We start from the raw sequence: 19,658 nt of genomic DNA on the forward strand, positions 1-19,658 counted from the left end.
GGTGCCCGTGGGCGTGCTCGTGCCGGACGACGAGGTGTCCTGCGGATGCGAGGGCTGTACGACCGGATTGCTCACGGTCCCGCCGGCCGGCGTCGACGCGCTGCTGCTCGCGGACGGCTTGGTAGACGCGGACGTGGTCGCCTTGCTGCCAGGGGCCTTGGACGCGCCGGTCGCGCTCGCACTGGCGCCCGGCGACGGTGTCGTACCGTCGCTCGCCGTCGGGATGTTCCCCGGCGCCACGCTGCCGCTGCCGCCGGACGGCCGGCCCGAGTCGGCGGGCAGCGGCGAGGTGTTGACCTTGCCCGCGGGCGGGTCGTCCTTCTGGCCCGGCACCGGGAGCCAGGGCGCGTCGGAGCTGCCGGACAGCAGGGTGACGACGATGACGACGGCGTACACCGCGCAGGCGATGCCGATGGCCATGCCGATCCGGCGGTATCTACGGCTGCGGCGGCCGGACTCGTCGACGAAGACGGGCCCGTCCGAGCCGTCGTGACCGGCGCCCTTCGCCTCCGGATCCCCCAACTCCTCGGCGGGGCCGTCCAGTTGGACGGTCACCTCGTCGGGGTCGTTCCCCGTGGACGCGCCCCAGGGATCGGCCAGGGCGCCGGACGGACCGGCGGACGGACCGCTGAGTGGCCCTGCCGGTCCCTTGCGTACTCCCTTAGGCGCGACGGGCCAGGACGACCCCGGTGGTCCGGACGGCTCGGTCCGTATACGGCCGGCATGACCGGCAGGACCGGCATGACTGGCGCGGCCACCATGACGGCCGTGCCGACCGCCCTCCAGGATCTCCGATCCGCCGGTCGCTCCGGCTGCTCCGGTCTCCGGGAACGCCTGGGCCTCTCCGCCTACGACCGGTACGTCTCTGGTCGCGGATGCAGCCTGGGGCCATTCCGGTTGGGCGTCTTCTCGCCACTTTTCCACGCGCACGCACATCCCCCCACGGAACTGTTCCGGGCGCGCAGACGACCCTGAGCACACGCCGTCGAACCGGGCCCCCACCCGGTCCACGCGCCCCCCTTACCACACCGTGCTCAGGTCCCCGAAGGTAGCGCAACGGGACCTCACATGTACTGGGATGCGTAATTTCTACGTCTTTAGCATGTCCACGTCCATGGCTGGAATCCATCCGTCGGCAGGCCGGCGAAGCCACCCCTCGGCGGTGCCGATCTCCACCGCAGCACGTCGAAGCGCGTCGAATCCGGGGTGCACCAGCCCCTTTCGCCACACGAGCGACACGGGGGACAAGGGCACCGGCTTCACCAGGGGCCGCAGCACGGTCCGGCGCATGGCCGGAAAGTCCACCACGGCAAGAATCGGGTTCCGCGCCCTACCCATCACCCGTTCGAATTCCTCTTCGCCCACGGCCATCGGCGCGGGCGCGGCAACCTCGATGTCACGTCCCTCGAACAAACGTCGCGCGAGATCGGTCCACTCCGGGGTACGCGGATTCCCGGCCCCCGCGTACACGGCCTCCCCCTTGAGCGCATCCACCGGCACCTCCGCGAGCGACGCCAGCCGATGGTCCTCGGGCAGGACCACCGCCATCGGCTCGTACCGCACGAGTTGATGATCGAGCCCGGCCCGCAACACCGGATCGAGCCCGGCGAACCTCCCGAACGACACGTCGAGCCGCCCCGCCAGCAACTCCCCCGCGGCTCCTGCCAGTCCGCTCTCGTAGCGGGCCATCAGCTCCTGCTCGGGGGCGAGTTCACGGGCCCGGTGCAGCACCCGGCGCCCGGTGCCGAGCCCCGGCGAGTTCAGGTCCACGAGCAGCGGCCTGGCCTGCCGGAACGCGGCGAGCAACTCGTCCTGCGCGGCGAGCACTTGCCGGGCATACGGCACCAGCCGCGCACCGTCCGCCGTCAACGTCACCTGCCGGGTGGTCCGTACGAACAGCTCGGCCCCCAATTCCCGCTCCAGCCGCCGCACATCACGGCTCAACGCCTGCTGGGCGACGTACAGGCGGGCCGCGGCGCGGGTGAAGTGCAGTTCTTCGGCGACGGCGAGAAAGGCGCGGAGGAGTCGGGGGTCCACGTGAGCCGATGTCCAGGGCATCCGGCGAACTTACAACGCAGGTGCGTGAATCGGCGCGGAACAGGTGTTGGACCCCTTGATCGTCCGGGGGTGACGGTGGGAGACATGTACCGCCACCTCTTCTCCCTCCCCGGCACCCGCGCCTTCACCGCCGGGAACCTGATCGCCCGCCTCCCCGCGGGCATGTTCAGCGTGAGCGCGGTCGTGATGATCGCCGGTTCACGGGGTTCGTACGCCCTCGCCGGCGCCGTCACCGCGACCGGTCTCGCCGCGACAGCGCTCGCCGGCCCGTGGATAGCGCGCCTGACCGACCGCCACGGCCAGTCCCGAACGGCCGTACCGGCAACGGTGGTTGCGGTCCTGGGTGCCGTGGTCCTCCTTCTCTGTGTTCACTACGGCGCCCCCGACTGGACGCTGTTCGCCGCGTACGCGGCCACCGCGACGACCCCCAACACCGGCGGCATGTCCCGCGCCCGCTGGGCCCATCTCCTCGCCGGCGACGCCGAGGCCCTGCACACCGCGAACTCCTTCGAACAGGCCGCCGACGAGCTGTGCTTCATGCTGGGCCCGGCGCTGGCGGCGTTCCTGTGCGGCACGTTCTTCCCGGAGGCGGGGACGCTGGTCGGCGCGGTGCTGCTGATGGCCGGGATGCTGATCTTCACGGCACAGCGTTCGACGGAACCGCCCCCGAGCCCGACCCCGAGGGGCGGTCCGCCCTTGCGCGTGCCCGGCATCCCTCCCCTCCTCGCCTGTTTCGTGGCGACGGGCTCGGTGTTCGGTTCGATGGAGGTCGCCACGCTCGCGTACGCGAACGCGACGGGTCACCGTGCGGTGGGCGGTGCGGTGTTGGCCCTCCAGGCGGCCGGCTCCTGCGCGGCGGGCCTGCTGTACGGGAGGCTGAAACCGACGGGGGCGCCGGAACTCCGGCTGCGGTGGTGCCTGTTGGCGATGACGGCTCTGATGACCCTGCCGCTGCTTGCCACCACCGCATTCGGATCCCTCCCGGCACTGGCGGCTGCCCTGCTGGTGGCAGGCATGGCAACGGCCCCGACGATGGTCACCGCGATGGCCTTGCTCCAACACCGCACGCCTGAGGGCCGGTTGAACGAGGGCATGAGCCTGGCGGTGACGGGCTTGTTGATGGGAATCGCGTGCGGTTCGGCGGCAGCGGGTTGGACAACGGACCACGCCTCTCCAACTACGGCTTTCTGGGTGCCAGTTGCGGCAGCAACAACTGCCCTGCTGCTTGGAATGCAGGGCAGAACAACCCCCTAGGGGCGCGGGGAACTGCGCGACCAGCCCCCACGGCGCGGCACTGTTCATCGAACCGCTTGCGCCAATCTCCGCCTAACCCATTGACGCATCAGCATGCCCTACATACCTTCCTCCATCGAAGCGCTTCGACACCCATCCGACTCCCCCGGAGGCCCTGGATGTTGACGACCCGAAGGCGAACGATGACGGCCGCAGCGATCGTGACAGGAGCCCTGCTCCTCACGTCCTGCGGCAACTCGGACAGCGGTGGCTCAGACGGCAAGACCCTGAAACTCTGGCACTACGAGGGCCCCGACAGCGCGATGGGCGTGGCCTGGAACGAGGCCATCAAGGAGTTCAAGGCCCAACACCCGGGCGTCAAGGTGAAGTTCGAGGAGAAGGGCTTCGAGCAGATCCAGAAGACGGCCCCGATGGTCCTCAACTCCTCCGACGCGCCGGACGTCATGGAGTACAACAAGGGCAACGCGACCGCCGGTCTGCTCTCCAAGCAAGGCCTGCTGACCGACCTCACCGCCGAAGCGAAGGCGCGCGGCTGGGACAAGAAGATCCCCACGAGCGTCGGCACCACGGACATGTACGACGCCAACGGAGTGATGGGCTCCGGCAAGTGGTACGGCGTGACCGACTACGGCGAGTACACGATGGTCTACTACAACAAGGACCTCTTCAAGAAGTACAAGATCGCCGAGCCGAAGACGTTCGACGAACTGACCGCCGCCATGGCCCAGTTCACCGCCAAGGGCATCACCCCGCTCGCGAACGCGGGCGCCGAGTACCCGGCCCAGCAGTACCTCTACCAACTGGCCCTCTCGAAGGCCGACCGCGCCTGGGTCGACAAGTACGAGCTGTACAAGGGCAAGACGGACTTCCACGACCCGGCCTGGACCTACGCGGCGACCACCTTCGCCGACTGGGTGAAGAAGGGCTACATCGCCAAGACCTCCAGCTCCACCAAGGCCGAGGACGCCGGTGTCTCCTGGATCCAGGGCAAGGCGCCGATCCTGTTCTCCGGCAGCTGGTGGTACGGCCGCTTCCAGACGGAGGCCAAGTTCGACTGGGACACGACCCTTTGGCCCGACTCGAACCTCACCCTCGGCTCCGGCGGCAACATCTGGGTCGTCCCCAAGGGCGCAAAGAACAAGCAACTCGCCTACGACTTCATCGACATCACCCTGTCGAAGAAGATCCAGAACCTGATGGGCAACAAGGGCGGCATCCCGGTCGCGGCCGACACCTCTGCGATCACCGACCCCAAGTCCAAGGAACTCATCGCCAACTTCAACACCGTCTCCGCCCGCGACGGCCTGGCCTTCTACCCGGACTGGCCGGTGCCCGGCTTCTACGACGTCCTCGTCTCCGAGACCCAGAAGCTGATCACGAGCAGCGAGAAGCCGGACGCCTACCTCAGCAACCTGCAGAAGGCGTACGACAAGGGCGTTCCGTCGACATGACGGTCACCGCCGAGAAGGACGGCCGGGTGCTCGGCAAGCGTGACGCCGTGAGGCACCCGGCCCGTCGCCCGCGCAACTCGTACGCCCTCTTCCTCCTCCCCGGCGCCCTCGCGGCGCTCGCCGTGATCGTCGTCCCCTTCCTGATGAACACGGCCGTGAGCTTCACCAACTGGCAGGGCATCGGCGACCCCAAGTGGTCCGGCCTCGCCAACTACCGTGACCTGCTGGACGATTCGGAGTTCTGGGCGTCCTTCCGGCACAGCCTGTTCATGGTGGTGGCGATGGCGGCCGTACCGACGATCGTCGGACTCGTCCTGGCCGCCGCCCTGTTCGACTACATCGGCAAGCACTTCGGCAGCCGTGTCGCCGCGCTCCTCCGCGCCTGCTTCTACCTCCCGCAGGTGCTCCCGATCGCGGTCGCCGGCATCGTCTGGAGCTGGATCCTCGCCCCCGACAACGGCTCCCTCAACGCGCTGCTGAAGGCGATCGGCCTCGGTTCCTGGCAGCAGGACTGGCTCGGCGACCCCGACATCGCGCTCTACAGCGTCATGGGCGTCATGGTGTGGGTCCAACTCGGCTTCCCGCTCGTGGTGTTCATGGCCGGACTGCAACGCGTCGACCCCCAGCTGTACGAGGCCGCCGAGCTGGACGGCGCCGGCTGGTGGCGCCGCTTCTGGCACATCACGCTGCCGCAGATCCGCCCCGAGATCTACGTCGTCCTCACCTGGTGCACGATCGCCGCGCTCAAGGTGTTCGGCGCGGTGTACGTCCTGACGAAGGGCGGCCCGGGCGGCGCGACCGACGTGCCCTCCTACTTCTCCTTCACCACGTTCTTCGAGAAGACGCAGGTCGGCTATGGCGCCGCGATCTCCACGGTGTTGACCGCGATCATCCTGGTGCTCTCCCTCGCCTTCCTGAAACTCCAGACCCGCGCGGAGGAAGGTGACCGCGCATGACGACCGCCCTGCGCCGCTACCCGGTGCTCATCGCCCTCTGCATCGCGGCCCTCTTCATGGTCGTCCCGTTCCTGATCGTCCTGGTCAACGCCGTGAAGTCACCGGCCGAGTACTCCGAACACGGCCCCCTCAGCCTCCCCAAGGGCCTCTATCTGGACGGCCTCAAGGACTTCTGGCAACGCGTCGACTACGGCCAGAAGCTCTTCAACTCGGTGCTGATCAGCGGCTCGGTGGCGTTCCTCGCCGCCGTCCTCTCCGTCCTGAACGCGTACGCGATCGGCATCGGCCGTATCCGGGGCCGCACTTGGGTCCTGGCCTTCTTCGTCCTCGCGAACATGCTGCCGCAGGAGGCGCTGGTCTACCCGATCTACTACCTGAGCAAGCAGGCCGGTCTCTACGACACCCGGCTCAGCGTCATCATCGTGTTCACGGTGATCCAGGCAGCGTTCGGCACGTATCTCCTCTCGTCCGTGCTCGGCCAGTTCCCCCGCGAGATCCTCGAAGCCGCCCGGATCGACGGCGCGAACAAGTGGCAGGTGCTGTGGCGGATCGTGGTCCCGGTCAGCCGCCCCACGATCGGCGTCCTCCTGGTCTTCTTCTTCATCTGGACCTGGAACGAGTTCCTGCTCCCCCTGGTCATGCTGATCTCCAACGACAACCAGACCGTGTCGGTGGCCCTCGGCGTCCTCCAGGGCCAGCGTCTGATGGACGCCACGATGACCAACGCGGCTGCCCTGCTCGGTGTGTTGCCCGCCATCGTCTTCTTCCTCGTCTTCCAGCGGACCCTCACGCGCGGCATCGCCGTGGGCGCCGTCAAGTAGTAAGGGGACCCCCACGTGAAGTTCACCGACGGCTACTGGCTGCTGCGCGAGGGCGTCACCGCCGCCCACCCGGTCGAAGTCCTCGATGTCACCGCTCCGGACGGCGCGTTGGAGATCCACGCGCCGACCGTCCCCATCCGCCACCGCGGCGACCTGCTGAAGGGACCGGTCGTGACGATCAGCGCCCACGCCCCGCTGCCCGACGTCATCGGCGTCACCTTCACCCACTTCGAGGGCGAGCAACCGCGCGGCCCCCAATTCGACGTCCAGAAGACCGAGTTCGCCGTACACACCTCCTACGACGACGAGCACGCCACCCTCACCTCCGGCGCCCTGTCGGTCCAAGTGGCGCGCACCGGCCCCTGGCACATCGACTTCCTCGCCCACGGCCGCACCCTCACCGGCAGCGGCCCCAAGGGCATGGGCATCATGCGCGACGCGACGGGCGCCCATTACCTGCGCGAGCAGCTCGGGCTCCAAGTGGGCACCTCCGTCTACGGACTTGGCGAACGCTTCGGCCCGCTCGTCAAGAACGGCCAGGTCGTCGACATGTGGAACGCCGACGGCGGCACCGCCACCGAGCAGGCCTACAAGAACGTCCCCTTCTACCTCACCGACGCGGGCTACGGCGTCTTCGTCGACCACCCGGGCCGGGTCTCCTTCGAGGTCGGCTCGGAGGCGGTCTCACGGGTGCAATTCAGCGTGGAGAGCCAGCAGTTGACGTACTACGTCATCTACGGCCCGACCCCCAAGGACATCCTGCGCAAGTACTCCGCCCTCACCGGCCGCCCGGCGCTCCCGCCCGCCTGGTCGTTCGGCCTGTGGCTGTCGACGTCGTTCACCACCTCCTACGACGAGGAGACGGTGACGTCGTTCATCGACGGCATGCGGGAGCGTGAACTCCCGCTCTCCGTCTTCCACTTCGACTGCTTCTGGATGCGCGAGTTCAACTGGTGCGACTTCCAGTGGGATCCGCGGGTCTTCCCCGACCCGGAGGGCATGCTGGCCAGACTGAAGGAACGCGGCCTGCACATCTCCGTCTGGATCAACCCGTACATCGCCCAGCGCTCCCCACTCTTCGCCGAGGGCAAGGCACTTGGGCATCTCCTCCGCCGACCGGACGGCAGCGTCTGGCAGTGGGACCTGTGGCAACCCGGCATGGCCCTGGTCGACTTCACCAGCCCGGCCGCGCGCGACTGGTACGCCGGCAAGCTGGAGGCGCTGCTCGCGCAGGGCGTCGACTGCTTCAAGACCGACTTCGGCGAGCGGGTCCCCGTCGATGTCGCCTACGCGGACGGTGCGGACCCCGAGCGGATGCACAACTACTACACCTACCTCTACAACCGCACGGTCTTCGACGTCCTGCGCAAACACCGGGGCGAGGGCGAGGCGGTCGTCTTCGCCCGCTCGGCCACAACTGGCAGCCAGAAGTACCCCGTTCACTGGGGCGGCGACTGCGAGGCGACGTACGAGTCGATGGCCGAGTCGCTGCGCGGGGGCCTCTCCCTCGGCCTGTCCGGCTTCGGCTACTGGAGCCACGACATCGGCGGCTTCGAGGGCACCCCGACCCCCGCCCTCTTCAAACGCTGGCTGGCCTTCGGCCTGTTGTCCTCCCACAGCCGCCTGCACGGCAGCTCGTCGTACCGGGTCCCGTGGCTCTTCGACGAGGAATCCGTGGACGTACTACGGCAGTTCACCCGCCTGAAGCTGAGCCTCATGCCGTACCTCTACGAGACCGCGCGCACCGCCTCCGCCGAGGGTGTGCCGATGATGCGGGCGATGGTGCTGGAGTTCCCGGACGACCCCGGGTGCGCGCATCTGGAACGGCAGTACATGCTCGGCAGCGATCTGCTGGTCGCGCCCGTCTTCAGCGACGACGGGGACGTTTCGTACTACGTCCCCGAGGGCACCTGGACCCACTACCTCACCGGCCGTACGGTCAGCGGGCCGCGCTGGGTGCGCGAGAAGCACGGCTTCGACAGCGTGCCGCTCCTCGTCCGGCCCGGCGCGGTGATCCCGGTCGGCGCGGTGTCCGACCGGCCCGACTACGACTTCGCCGACGGGGTCACCCTGCGGGCGTACGGCCTGGAGCGGGGCGCGCAGGTGACGGTGCCGGTCGGCGACGTGACCTTCACCGTCGTACGGGAAGGGGACACGCTCCGGGCGTCCTGCGGTGACCCGTCGGTGGCGTGGGCGCTGGCCGCCGGGGAACGGTCGAGGTCGGGCAGCGGGTTTCTCACCCTGGAGCTGGGCTGATGGTGAAGATCACCGATGTGGCCCGGCACGCCGGGGTCTCCCCCAGCACCGTGTCGTACGCGCTGAGCGGCAAGCGCCCGATCTCCGAGGAGACCCGGCAGCGCGTCGAGGCGTCCATCCGCGAGCTCGGCTACCGGCCGCACGCCGGTGCCCGCGCCCTGGCCAGCAGCCGGTCCAGCGTGCTGGCCCTCGTCATCCCCTTACGGACCGGCATCCATGTTCCCGTGGTCATGCAGTTCGCGATGTCGGTGGTGACCGCGGCCCGGCGCCACGACCACGACGTCCTGCTGCTCACCCAGGAGGAGGGCGAGGAGGGTCTGCGGCGGGTCGCGGACTCGGCGCTCGTGGACGCGATGATCGTGATGGACGTCCAACTCGACGACCCCCGGCTGCCGTTGCTCCACTCCCTGGACCGGCCGTCCGTGCTGATCGGCTTCCCGGCCGAGGCGGACGGGCTGACCTGTATCGACCTGGACTTCAAGGCGGCCGGTGAGCTGTGCGTGGAACGGCTCGCGGGGCTCGGGCACCGGGTCGTCGCCCTCGTCGGGTCACCGCCCGAGGTGTACGTCCGCAGAACCGCCTTCGCCCAGCGCGTCGTCGAGGGTTTCACGGCCGCCGCGCACCGCAACAGACTCACCTCCTGTGTCCACCCCTGCGAGCCGGCACCCGCCGCGGCAGCCGCCGTGGCCGAACAACTGCTGCGCGAACAGCCCGCGTTGACCGGAGTCGTCATCCACAACGAACCGCTCCTGGAACCCCTCATCGACGCCTTCGAGCAGCTCGGCCTGCGCGTCCCCGGCGATCTGTCGGTCACCGCGATCTGCCCCGACGAACTCGCCGGGTCCGTACGGGTCCCGGTCACCTCGGTCGCGCTGCCCGCCGCCGAACTCGGCTCCGGAGCCGTCGAGTTGCTGATGAAGAAGCTGGACGGCAAGACCGTGCCCGACGCGACGCTGCTCGCCCCCCGGCTGACCGAACGCGCGAGCACGGCACCACGCAACGCGCCCTGACCTCACCACCGTCGGAGCAAGGCCCTACCCGAAGGAGCCGCGACATGAAAGGCAAGAGAAGAAGTCACAGAACAAGCCACAGAACCACGCTCGCCGTGGCGTTCGCCCTGATCGTCGGCCTGGGAGCGACGGTTCCGGCGACGGCCGACACCCCGTACCCCTTCCGAGACCCAACTCTCCCCGTGAGCCAGCGCGTTGACGACCTGCTCGGCCGACTGACCCTCGACGAGAAGATCTCCCTCCTCCACCAGTACGAGCCCGCGATCCCGCGCCTCGGCATCCAGTCCTTCCGCACCGGCACCGAGGCGCTGCACGGGGTGGCCTGGCTCGGTAAGGCCACCGTCTTCCCGCAGGCGATCGGACTCGCCTCCACCTGGGACCCGGCGCTGATGGAACAGGTCGGTTCGGCGGTCGGCGACGAAGCCCGCGGCTTCCAACAACAGCGCCCGGACGGCTGGGGGTTGAACCTCTGGGCCCCGGTGGTGAACCTCCTCCGCGACCCGCGCTGGGGCCGCAACGAGGAGGGCTACAGCGAGGACCCCGAACTGACCGGTGCCCTGTCCACGGCCTACGGCGAGGGCCTGACCGGCGGCGACCCGAACCACCTCAAGACGGCCCCCACCCTCAAGCACTACCTCGCCTACAACAACGAGGCCGACCGCGCTACCACCTCCTCCGACCTGCGCCCACGGGTGGAGAAGGAGTACGACGAGGCCGCCTTCAAGCCGGCGATCGCGGCGGACGCGGCAACGGGTGTGATGACGTCGTACAACCTGGTCAACGGCCGCCCCGCCACGGTCAATCCGGACCTGGACGACGTCGTGCGGAAGTGGACCGGTCAGGACCTGCTGAACGTCACCGACGCCTTCGCCCCCGGCAACCTCGTCACACCCCAGCAGTACTACCCCACGATCGCCGAGAGCGACGCGGCGGCGCTCAAGGCGGGCGTCGACAGCTTCACGGACAACAGCGCCGACCCGGGCCCGACGACGACGGCGATCAACTCGGCGCTGCAACAAGGCCTGTTGAAGGCGTCGGACATCGACAACGCGGTGTCGGACATCCTCTCCGTCCGCGTCCGGCTCGGTGAATTCGACCCGGGCGGCGGCAAGTACGGCTCGATCGACGCCTCGGTCATCGACAGCCCGGCGCATCGGCAACTGGCGCGCAAGGCCGCGGCCGAGGGGATGGTACTGCTCAAGAAAAGTGTGTCACTTCCGCTGAAAGTGACACAGAAAAACGTGGCAGTGGTCGGCCCCCTCGCCGACACGCTCTACACCGACTGGTACTCGGGCACGCTCCCCTACGCCGTCACCCCCGCACAGGGCATCGCCTCGAAACTAGGCACAGGCGTGGCCACCAGCGAGGGAGTCGACCGCATCGCCCTGCGCGACACGGTGACCGGCAAGTACGTCACGGCCGGCACCGGCGACACGGGCGCACCCTTGCAGGAGACCGCGAACACCCCTGAAGCCACCGCCCAGTTCGACGCCTTCGACTGGGGCTCGGGCATCGTCACTCTGCGCTCGGCCGCCAACGGCAAGTACGTCGGCTACAACTGGTCGAACTTCGTCAACGACCAGACGCAGCCCAACGGTTGGTACGTCCAGCAGCAGTTCAAGCTGGAACAGCAGGACGACGGCACGTACTTGCTGAGGTACGCGGGCTACGAGACGGCCGAGTCCTGGTGGTCGAGCCCGGTCTACCTCGGCCCGACGGACGCGAACGGCACCCTCGGCCTGGTGCCGAAGGACCAGGCGGCGCACTACGCGAAGGACGTGGTCCGCAGCGGCATCGACGACGCCGTGGCCGCGGTGAAGGGCAAGGACACGGCGGTCGTCGTCATCGGTTCGATGCCGTCGATCAACGGCCGCGAGGCCCACGACCGCACCGACATGGCCCTGGCCCCCTCACAGGAGGCCCTGGTCAAGGCGGTCCACCAGGCCAACCCGAAGACGGTCGTGGTCGTCGAGAACAGCTACCCGACCACCCTCGGCACCCTCCAGAAGGAGGTCCCGGCCCTCCTCTGGACCTCTCACGCCGGCCAGGAGACGGGCAACGCCCTCGCCGACGTCCTCTACGGCGACGTCAACCCGTCCGGCCGCCTCACCCAGACCTGGTACCGCTCGGACGCCGACCTCCCGTCGATCCTCGACTACGACATCATCAAGTCCGACCGCACCTACCAGTACTTCCAGGGCACACCCCTCTACCCCTTCGGCTACGGCCTCTCGTACACGACCTTCCGCTACGGCACCCCGAAACCCGTCACCGGCGGCTACGAGGTCCCGGTCACCAACACCGGCACACGGACCGGCGCCGAGGTCGTCCAGCTCTACACGCACCAGCGCACGTCCCGGGACAAGGAACCCCTGAAACAACTGAAGGCATTCCAGCGGGTGTCCCTCAAACCCGGCGAGACGAAAACGGTCCATCTGAAGCTCCGGCAGCAGGACCTGGCCCATTGGGACGTCACACGCTCGAAGTGGGTCGTGGAATCCGGCACGTACGACGTCATGGCCGGAGCCTCCTCCGCCGACATCCGCACCCGTACGACCTGGCAGGTCCACGGAGAGACCATCCCGCCCCGGAACCTGTCCCGAACGACCCGCGCCGAGAACTTCGACGACTACTCCGCCGTACACCTCGTCGACGAGTCCAAGGCGAGTGGCACGGCGGTGAGCGCGGCGGCGGACGGCGCGTGGCTGAAGTTCGCGGACACTCAACTGGGCGCGGGGGCAAGGACGTTCACGGCCCGGGTTGCGGGTAAGGCCGCCGGCACGATCGAGGTCCGGCTGGGCTCTCCGACGGGCAGGCTCGTGGGGACGGTTCATACGGCGGCGACTTCATCGTCGTACGACTACGAGACAGTGACTGCGGATCTGTCGGGTACCGCGAAAGGGCGTACGGACGTGTATCTGGTCCTGAGCGACGGCCTGCGACTATCGACATTCGCTCTGCACTAAAAAGGAAAAAGCCCCCCGCTGCCGAAGCAACGGGGGGCTTTACCCACATGGGATGAGTGGAGATGGCGGGAATCGAACCCGCGTCCACCGGTGCAGAATCAGGGCTTCTCCGTGTGCAGTTCGCTGTGCTTTTCTCGGCCCCGGCAATCACGCGAACAAGTCGCCGACGGGCCCAGTCACTGTTTGATTTCCCATCGAACCCCGTGACCGGGCTCGATGGTTTAGTTCCCTAGATTATGCCAGGGTCCGGGTCGGGAACACTCCCGGGCTGACACCCTTTTAGGGTCCTTCAGTCGCTGTTATTAGGCAGCGAGGGCGAAGGACTGGGAATCGCTCTTGGAATTGGCGATTATTGGTTGCGACATATGGTTAACGAGATCATTGCCGCTTCCTCGACACGCTTCACCTGCTTCGACAGCCGCTGTCGAAACCGATCATCCCCATGTTGTTTTTTCAATGTCCCTCCGAAGAGGGCACCACACCCGCTGTGGGGTGCAGTAGCCATCGTACGTGACCAACGCACGCCGATGCCACCGTATTCCTCGCGTGCTACTCGCCGCGCTGCTTCCGCTTCGCCGCCGCGATCGCGCGGTCCGACTCCCGGCGGTCCTGCTTCTCGCGCAGGGTCTGCCGCTTGTCGTACTCCTTCTTGCCTCGGGCGAGAGCGATCTCGGCCTTGGCCCGGCCGTTGCTGAAGTACAGGGCGAGGGGCACGATCGTGTGACCCGTCTCCTGGATCTTGGACTCCAGCTTGTCGATCTCCTCGCGGTGCAGCAGCAGCTTGCGCTTGCGGCGCACGGAGTGGTTGGTCCAGGTGCCCTGGTGGTACTCGGGGATGTGGGCGTTGTGCAGCCACGCCTCGCCCCCGTCGATCTGGACGAAGCCGTCGGTCAGCGAGGTCCGACCCTCACGCAGCGACTTGACCTCGGTGCCTGAGAGGACGATCCCGGCCTCGTAGGTGTCGATGATCGCGTAGTCGTGCCGGGCTTTCTTGTTCTGGGCGACGATCTTGCGCTTGCCGCCCTTTTCGCCGTCCCTGGCCTTGCCGGCGGCGGCCCCATCGCCCTGCTTGGGCTGGGACTCCTTGGGTACGTACATTCCCTTGCTCATAGTGCTGCCCATTTTCGCACTACAGGGGGGTCCGAGGGAAAGGCGATTACAGACGGGTATCAGGAACGCTTACGACGCGTCCCCGAGCCCGCTCAACACCGTCTCGGCCCGCTCCACGGCGGCCTGCCCCTGCGCGGTGACATCGAGGTCGGGGGTGATGCCCCGGCCGTCGACGGTGTGGCCGGAGGGAGTGCGGTAGTGGCCGACGGTGAGTTCGGCGACGACGCCGTCGGGCAGCCTGCTCGGCATCTGGACCGAGCCCTTGCCGAAGGTCCTGGAGCCCACGACGACCGCGCGCCCGCGGTCCTGGAGGGCGCCGGTGAGCATCTCGGCCGCGCTCATCGTGCCGCCGTCGACGAGCGCGACCAGGGGTCTGGTGGTGTCGCCGCCGGTGGCCGCGTGCAGGACCTGCTGCCGGCCGTCGACGTCGTACGTCGCGACGAGGCCGCCGTCGAGGAAGGCGGAGGCGGTGGTGACGGCCTCGGCGACCAGGCCGCCGGAGTTGCCGCGCAGGTCGAGGATGAACCCGGAGTCGGCGGGGGCCTGGCGGACGGCGGTGCGGACGATGTCGCCGACGCCCTTGGTGAAGGCGGCGATCCTGATGACGGTGACCTCGCCGGCGGGTCTGGTGACGGTCACGGAGTCGGTGGAGAGGCGGGCGCGCCGTACGGTCTCGCTCCACGCGCGCGTGCCGCGCTCCAGGCCGAGGGTGACGGTGGTGCCGGCGGCTGCGTCCTGGGCGTCGCCGCGGAGTAAGGCCACGACCTCGGTGACGGGCTGTCCGTCGACGTTCTCGCCGTCGACGGTGCGCAGCCGGTCGCCCTTGCGGACCCCGGCGGTGGCCGCGGGCGACCCGGACTGCACCTTGGTCACCTCGATCCGGCCGTCGCGCTCCCGGCGGGCCCAGAGCCCGACGCCGGTGTACTGGCCGTCGAGGGCCTCCTCGAACTCCTCGTACTCCCCCTGGGAGTACACGGCACCCCACCGGTCCCCGCTGCGGCTGACGGCGCGCTCGGCGGCCTCCATGGGCGACTTGCCGTCGGCCTTGGCCTCGGCGGCGGCCTTCGCGACGTCCTCGGTACGGCCGATGGACGCCGAACGGGCCGTACCGGACGCCGGTTTACGGTCCGGCCGGACGGGTTCCTCGAACGACCCGGTCGCCGCACCGGCGACGAGCACGCTCGCGAACACCAATGTCAGGGCGGCCCCGCGGCGGATGCGGCGGGGCTGACAGAACAGGTCACGGCCTGACATGGCGGTGAGTCTAGGACAACGGGAAGGGCCGCACGGGCGGTTGCCCGTACGGCCCTCTTGGCATGCGTCACACCTTGAGGTACTTGCGCAGCGCGAAAAACGCTGCCAGCGCAGGCATCAGGAGGCTCGTGGCGAGGATGAGCGGGAGCTTGGTGAGGACGGCGTCCCAGCCGATGAAGTTGATCAGGTTGAGCTTGTGGGACAGGTCGAGGCCGTGATCGATGATGAAGTACCGGCCGACCACCAGGAATCCGCAGGCGACCGTGCCGCCGATGAGGCCGGCGACGGCGGCCTCCATGATGAACGGGGCCTGGATGTAGAAGCCGGACGCGCCGACCAGCCGCATGATGCCGGTCTCACGGCGACGGCTGAACGCCGAGACACGCACCGTGTTGACGATCAGCATCAGGGCGACGACGAGCATGAGGGCCATGACCGCGCGGGCGGCCCAGTTCATGCCGTTCAACAGGCCGAAGAGGTTGTCCAGGATGCCCTTCTGGTCCTGCACCGACTGGACGCCGTCACGGCCGTCGAAGGCGGTCGCGATCACCTGGTACTTCTCCGGGTCCTTGAGCTTGATGCGGTACGACTCCTGCATCTGGTCCGGCGTCAGCGAACTGGCCAGCGGGGAGTCGCCGAACTGCTGCTTGTAGTGCTTGTACGCCTCGTCCTGCGACTCGTACACGACCTTCTCGACGACCGACATCTTGCCGAGGTCGGACTTGATCTGCGCCTTCTGGTCGTCGGTCACCGCGCCCTTGGCGCAGTTGGGGTCGGACTCGGCGTCGCTCTTGTTGCAGAGGAAGATCGAGACGTTGACCTTGTCGTACCAGTAGCCCTTCATCGTGGTGACCTGGTCGCTCATCAGGAGCGAGCCGCCGAAGAGGGCCAGGGACAGGGCTACGGAGACGACGACCGCGAAGGTCATCGTCAGGTTGCGGCGGAGACCGACACCGATCTCGGACAGTACGAACTGGGCGCGCATGGCGGCTTCTTCAGGCCTTTCCGTGGACGGACATCAGACGGCGGTCGGTCGGCGACCAGCGGCGTTCAGTGCTGGTAGCCGTAGACGCCACGCGCCTGGTCACGGACGAGGCGGCCGCCCTCAAGCTCGATGACGCGCTTGCGCATCTGGTCCACGATGTTCTGGTCGTGCGTCGCCATCACCACGGTGGTGCCCGTCCGGTTGATCCGGTCGAGCAGCTTCATGATGCCGACGGAGGTCTGCGGGTCGAGGTTGCCGGTGGGCTCGTCCGCGATGAGGAGCTTGGGGCGGTTCACGAAGGCTCTCGCGATGGCCACGCGCTGCTGCTCACCACCGGAGAGTTCACCGGGCCGCCGGTCCTCCTTGCCGCCGAGCCCGACGAGGTCGAGCACCTGGGGCACGGACTTGCGGATCTCGCCCTTGGACTTGCCGATGACCTCCTGCGCGAAGGCCACGTTCTCGGCGACCGTCTTGTTGGGCAGCAGGCGGAAGTCCTGGAAGACGGTCCCCAGCTGGCGGCGCATCTGCGGCACCTTCCAGTTGGAGATGCGGGCGAGGTCCTTGCCCAGCACGTGCACCTGGCCCTGGCTGCACCGCTCCTCGCGGAGGACCAGCCTCAGGAAGGTGGACTTTCCGGAGCCGGAGGACCCCACGAGGAACACGAACTCGCCCTTCTCCACTTCCAGGGAGACGTCCCTGAGAGCGGGGCGGGTCTGCTTGGGGTAGACCTTGGAGACACTGTCGAATCGGATCACGGGAGCACCACGGGTAGCCGGGGGTAGGTGAGCGTGACCATACGCGACCCGGGTGTGCCCGCGCAGTCGCCCTCCGGGGTTGTGCGAGGCTTGCACGTTTTGTCGCGGATTTGAAGGGCTGGAACGCACAGGGTCGGGGCAGGATAAGGGGAGCCGCGCCGAATCCCGCGGAACCTGGCACAGTGGAGTGGGAACGTTCTAGTTTCCGGAGGCGTTGTGTCTGTGGAAGCCGGTGCAAGGAGGGCGAGCGCATGACGTACGACCGGTTGGTGTGCGCGAACTGCGCGGCGCCCGTGAACGAGGGCCGCTGTCCCGTCTGCCGCGCGAACCGCGCGCGGCTGCAGCAGGAGAACCCGTGGGGGAATCTGAACCCCATGGCGTTGATCGCCCTGCTCGCGGTGCTGATCGCGGCGCTGGCGCTGGTGGCGCACCAGACCGCGTAGGCGGTCTGGACAAGGACACATGGAAGGGCCCGGAGCACCTGCTCCGGGCCCTTCGTCGTACGACGTGTGTACGTTCCGTACGGGGACGGCTACCGTCAGGCGATCGTGCCGCCGCGGTTGCCCGCGAGGCGCGGGAGGACGCGGAAGGCGATGCCGCCGGCGATCATCGTCGCGGCGCCGATCAGCAGGAACGCGGTCTGGCCCGCACCGGTCTCGGCGAGCTGGTCACCGCTGCCCTGGGCCGTGGTGTCGGAACCGGTGTCAGTGAGGGCGGAAGTGCCGGCCTCCTGGGCGGAGGAGCCGCCGTCGGGGTCGGTGTTGCTGTTGCCGCCGGTGGAGCCGGAGCCGCTGGTGCTGGTGTCCGTCGGGCTGGCGGTCGTGGGCTCGTCCGTCGGCTCGGTCGGGTTGTCGGTGGGCTCGGTCGGCTCGTCCGTGGGCGGCGTCGAGACGGGCGTGGACGGCGGGGTGCTGTCCGGGGCGGTCGGGATGCCCGGGTCGGTCGGGCTCGCGGGCGGAGTCGACGCCGGCGGAGTGATCGTCGGGTCGTCGTCGGCGGTGGTGACCGACACGTTGAGGCCGTCCTGGCCGCCGAGGCTCACGCCGATACCGACCGCCGAAGCGGCACCGGCGGCGGTCAGCGAGGCTCCGCCGGCGATGACAGCGGTGGCCGCTATGCGCGCGACACGGATCCGCGTCTTCTTCGTCATTAGGTTGCTACCCCCATGTAGCTCGTCATCAGTGGTGCGTCGGTGCCCGGGGCCGTGATCGACAGGGGTAGCGGCTGGCGAAAGCTCGACTCCCCCGGTTCACATGCGCCCCAGAGACACGCATGCCACGCTTCACCCTTCCCATTTTTCACAGCAACGTCAAGGCCGTTGCGAGAGCAATGTCCAACTACGGGTTCTTTGCTGGGGGATGGAACCTGTGAGTGTGACGTAAAACCCAGACATCCTGATACACAAAAGGCAACTGCCGCCCGATGGGCGGCAGTTGCCTTGTCGACAAAACAACGTGCGGGGTTACTTCTCCTGCTGCTTGCGCCAGCGAATTCCGGCCTCCAGGAAGCCGTCGATCTCACCGTTGAACACGGCCTCGGGGTTGCCCACTTCGTACTCCGTGCGCAGGTCCTTGACCATCTGGTACGGGTGCAGGACGTACGAACGCATCTGGTTGCCCCAGGAGTTGCCGCCGTCGCCCTTGAGGGCGTCCATCCGGGCCTGCTCCTCCTGGCGACGGCGCTCCAGCAGCTTGGCCTGGAGCACGTTCATCGCGCTGGCCTTGTTCTGGATCTGCGAGCGCTCGTTCTGGCAGGAGACGACGATGCCGGTGGGGAGGTGGGTGAGGCGGACCGCGGAGTCGGTGGTGTTGACGCCCTGGCCGCCGGGACCGGATGACCGGTAGACGTCCACACGCAGCTCGGACTCGTCGATCTCGATGTGGTCGGTCTGCTCGACGACCGGCAGGATCTCGACACCCGCGAAGGAGGTCTGACGGCGGCCCTGGTTGTCGAAGGGCGAGATCCGCACGAGGCGGTGGGTGCCCTGCTCTACGGAGAGCGTGCCGTAGGCGTACGGGACGTGCACGGCGAAGGTGGTCGACTTGATGCCGGCCTCTTCGGCGTACGACGTCTCGTAGAGCTCCGTCTTGTAGCCGTGGCGCTCGGCCCAGCGCAGGTACATGCGCTGGAGCTTCTCGGTGAAGTCGGAGGCGTCGACGCCGCCGGCCTCCGCGCGGATGGTGACGACGGCCTCGCGGGAGTCGTACTCGCCGGAGAGGAGGGTGCGGACCTCCATCTCGTCCAGCGCCTTCTTGACGGCGGTCAGCTCGTGCTCCGCCTCGGCGAGGGTGTCCGGGTCGTCCTCCTCCTCGGCCATCTCGAAGAGGACCGAGAGGTCGTCGATCCGGCCGCGCAGGGCCTCGGTCTTGCGGATCTCGGCCTGGAGGTGACTCAGCTTGCTGGTGACCTTCTGCGCCGCCTCCGGGTCGTCCCACAGGGAGGGCGCTGCCGCCTGCTCCTCAAGGACGACGACATCTGCCCTCAGCTTGTCCAGGTCAAGGACGGCCTCGATCGACTCCATGGTCGAGGAGAGGGACTTGAGCTCTTCGGATACATCGACGACTGCCACGCCTCCAGCGTAACGGCTCCGCCAAGCGGGGCGTGCCGGTGGTTGTACGGCGAGGTCAGGGCGAAGCCGGTGCCGAGTTCTTCGTGTCCGGGGACGTCACGCCGGAGTCGTCCCCCGACGTCGCCGCCCACGTACCGACCCCCACCGCCGCGACCAGCACCACCCCCGCCGCCGCCAGCGTCAGCCGCCGGCGTCGCGTGGCCGCCCGGTGCC

Annotated in this window: 16 protein-coding genes and 1 other RNA gene; 9 read left to right on the top strand and 8 right to left on the bottom strand. The window is 68.3% G+C overall.

Going from position 1 to position 19,658, the window contains the following annotated elements; translation table 11 throughout:
* A partial coding sequence (locus tag R6V09_RS21370) for a hypothetical protein (protein WP_317883028.1) occupies positions 1–493 on the top strand: 493 nt, incomplete at its 5' end.
* Between the two features lie 596 nt (positions 494–1,089).
* On the opposite strand, the gene R6V09_RS21375 is transcribed toward R6V09_RS21370, so the two are convergent.
* Positions 1,090–2,058 carry a LysR family transcriptional regulator gene (locus tag R6V09_RS21375; protein WP_317883029.1) on the bottom strand — a complete coding sequence of 323 codons (969 nt, stop codon included), beginning with the start codon at positions 2,056–2,058 and terminating at the stop codon, positions 1,090–1,092.
* Positions 2,059–2,142: 84 nt separating this feature from the next.
* Between R6V09_RS21375 and R6V09_RS21380 the strand changes: the two genes are divergently transcribed.
* The 7 genes from R6V09_RS21380 to R6V09_RS21410 all read left to right on the top strand — a co-directional run bounded on the left by R6V09_RS21380 (position 2,143) and on the right by R6V09_RS21410 (position 12,772).
* Positions 2,143–3,312, top strand: a complete 1,170-nt coding sequence (locus tag R6V09_RS21380) for an MFS transporter (protein ID WP_317883040.1) — start codon at positions 2,143–2,145, stop codon at positions 3,310–3,312.
* Positions 3,313–3,494: 182 nt separating this feature from the next.
* Entirely contained in the window at positions 3,495–4,763 is a 1,269-nt protein-coding gene (locus R6V09_RS21385; RefSeq protein ID WP_317883030.1) for an ABC transporter substrate-binding protein, read from the top strand.
* Entirely contained in the window at positions 4,760–5,719 is a 960-nt protein-coding gene (locus R6V09_RS21390) for a carbohydrate ABC transporter permease (protein WP_317883031.1), read from the top strand. The genes R6V09_RS21385 and R6V09_RS21390 overlap by 4 nt, the downstream gene beginning before the upstream one ends.
* Positions 5,716–6,540 carry a carbohydrate ABC transporter permease gene (locus R6V09_RS21395; protein WP_317883032.1) on the top strand — a complete coding sequence of 275 codons (825 nt, stop codon included), beginning with the start codon at positions 5,716–5,718 and terminating at the stop codon, positions 6,538–6,540. The genes R6V09_RS21390 and R6V09_RS21395 overlap by 4 nt, the downstream gene beginning before the upstream one ends.
* Before the next feature lie 15 nt (positions 6,541–6,555).
* Entirely contained in the window at positions 6,556–8,796 is a 2,241-nt protein-coding gene (yicI, locus tag R6V09_RS21400) for an alpha-xylosidase (protein WP_317883033.1), read from the top strand.
* Positions 8,796–9,806, top strand: coding sequence for a LacI family DNA-binding transcriptional regulator (locus R6V09_RS21405; protein WP_317883034.1), 1,011 nt, complete (start codon positions 8,796–8,798; stop codon positions 9,804–9,806). The genes yicI and R6V09_RS21405 overlap by 1 nt, the downstream gene beginning before the upstream one ends.
* A gap of 182 nt (positions 9,807–9,988) precedes the next feature.
* A complete protein-coding gene (locus R6V09_RS21410) occupies positions 9,989–12,772 on the top strand; it encodes a glycoside hydrolase family 3 C-terminal domain-containing protein (RefSeq protein ID WP_442810101.1) in 2,784 nt (927 codons plus the stop codon).
* 54 nt (positions 12,773–12,826) lie between these two features.
* Here R6V09_RS21410 and ssrA read toward each other — a convergent pair.
* The 5 genes from ssrA to ftsE form a co-directional block, all read right to left on the bottom strand.
* Positions 12,827–13,214, bottom strand: a transfer-messenger RNA (tmRNA) gene (gene ssrA / locus R6V09_RS21415).
* 107 nt (positions 13,215–13,321) lie between these two features.
* A complete protein-coding gene (gene smpB / locus R6V09_RS21420) occupies positions 13,322–13,870 on the bottom strand; it encodes an SsrA-binding protein SmpB (protein ID WP_317883041.1) in 549 nt (182 codons plus the stop codon).
* Positions 13,871–13,951: 81 nt separating this feature from the next.
* Positions 13,952–15,136, bottom strand: a complete 1,185-nt coding sequence (locus R6V09_RS21425) for a S41 family peptidase (RefSeq protein ID WP_317883036.1) — start codon at positions 15,134–15,136, stop codon at positions 13,952–13,954.
* Between the two features lie 67 nt (positions 15,137–15,203).
* The gene (ftsX, locus tag R6V09_RS21430) at positions 15,204–16,121 is read right to left on the bottom strand and encodes a permease-like cell division protein FtsX (protein WP_317883037.1); all 918 of its coding nucleotides are present in this window, start codon (positions 16,119–16,121) and stop codon (positions 15,204–15,206) included.
* 65 nt (positions 16,122–16,186) lie between these two features.
* Entirely contained in the window at positions 16,187–16,876 is a 690-nt protein-coding gene (gene ftsE, locus R6V09_RS21435) for a cell division ATP-binding protein FtsE (RefSeq protein WP_019065989.1), read from the bottom strand.
* A 251-nt stretch (positions 16,877–17,127) separates the two neighbouring features.
* Here ftsE and R6V09_RS21440 point away from each other — a divergent pair, with 251 nt between their 5' ends.
* A complete protein-coding gene (locus R6V09_RS21440) occupies positions 17,128–17,319 on the top strand; it encodes a hypothetical protein (protein ID WP_019056429.1) in 192 nt (63 codons plus the stop codon).
* Positions 17,320–17,414: 95 nt separating this feature from the next.
* Here R6V09_RS21440 and R6V09_RS21445 read toward each other — a convergent pair whose 3' ends face one another.
* Together R6V09_RS21445 and prfB are read right to left on the bottom strand one after the other, a co-directional pair.
* On the bottom strand, positions 17,415–18,026 hold the full coding sequence (locus R6V09_RS21445; protein ID WP_317883038.1) for a hypothetical protein: 612 nt from the start codon (positions 18,024–18,026) through the stop codon (positions 17,415–17,417).
* 312 nt (positions 18,027–18,338) lie between these two features.
* Positions 18,339–19,445 carry a peptide chain release factor 2 gene (gene prfB, locus R6V09_RS21450; RefSeq protein ID WP_317883039.1) on the bottom strand — a complete coding sequence of 369 codons (1,107 nt, stop codon included), beginning with the start codon at positions 19,443–19,445 and terminating at the stop codon, positions 18,339–18,341.
* Positions 19,446–19,658 lie beyond the last annotated feature (213 nt).

It is taken from the genome of Streptomyces sp. W16, from assembly GCF_033194735.1.
Taxonomy (GTDB): Bacteria; Actinomycetota; Actinomycetes; order Streptomycetales; family Streptomycetaceae; genus Streptomyces.

Coding starts and splice junctions, on each gene's coding strand:
- R6V09_RS21375 (WP_317883029.1), bottom strand. CDS start 2,058: ATGCCCTGGACATCGGCTCACGTGGACCCCCGACTCCTCCGCGCCTTT.
- R6V09_RS21380 (WP_317883040.1), top strand. CDS start 2,143: ATGTACCGCCACCTCTTCTCCCTCCCCGGCACCCGCGCCTTCACCGCC.
- R6V09_RS21385 (WP_317883030.1), top strand. CDS start 3,495: ATGACGGCCGCAGCGATCGTGACAGGAGCCCTGCTCCTCACGTCCTGC.
- R6V09_RS21390 (WP_317883031.1), top strand. CDS start 4,760: ATGACGGTCACCGCCGAGAAGGACGGCCGGGTGCTCGGCAAGCGTGAC.
- R6V09_RS21395 (WP_317883032.1), top strand. CDS start 5,716: ATGACGACCGCCCTGCGCCGCTACCCGGTGCTCATCGCCCTCTGCATC.
- R6V09_RS21405 (WP_317883034.1), top strand. CDS start 8,796: ATGGTGAAGATCACCGATGTGGCCCGGCACGCCGGGGTCTCCCCCAGC.
- smpB (WP_317883041.1), bottom strand. CDS start 13,870: ATGTACGTACCCAAGGAGTCCCAGCCCAAGCAGGGCGATGGGGCCGCC.
- R6V09_RS21425 (WP_317883036.1), bottom strand. CDS start 15,136: ATGTCAGGCCGTGACCTGTTCTGTCAGCCCCGCCGCATCCGCCGCGGG.
- ftsX (WP_317883037.1), bottom strand. CDS start 16,121: ATGCGCGCCCAGTTCGTACTGTCCGAGATCGGTGTCGGTCTCCGCCGC.
- R6V09_RS21440 (WP_019056429.1), top strand. CDS start 17,128: ATGACGTACGACCGGTTGGTGTGCGCGAACTGCGCGGCGCCCGTGAAC.
- R6V09_RS21445 (WP_317883038.1), bottom strand. CDS start 18,026: ATGACGAAGAAGACGCGGATCCGTGTCGCGCGCATAGCGGCCACCGCT.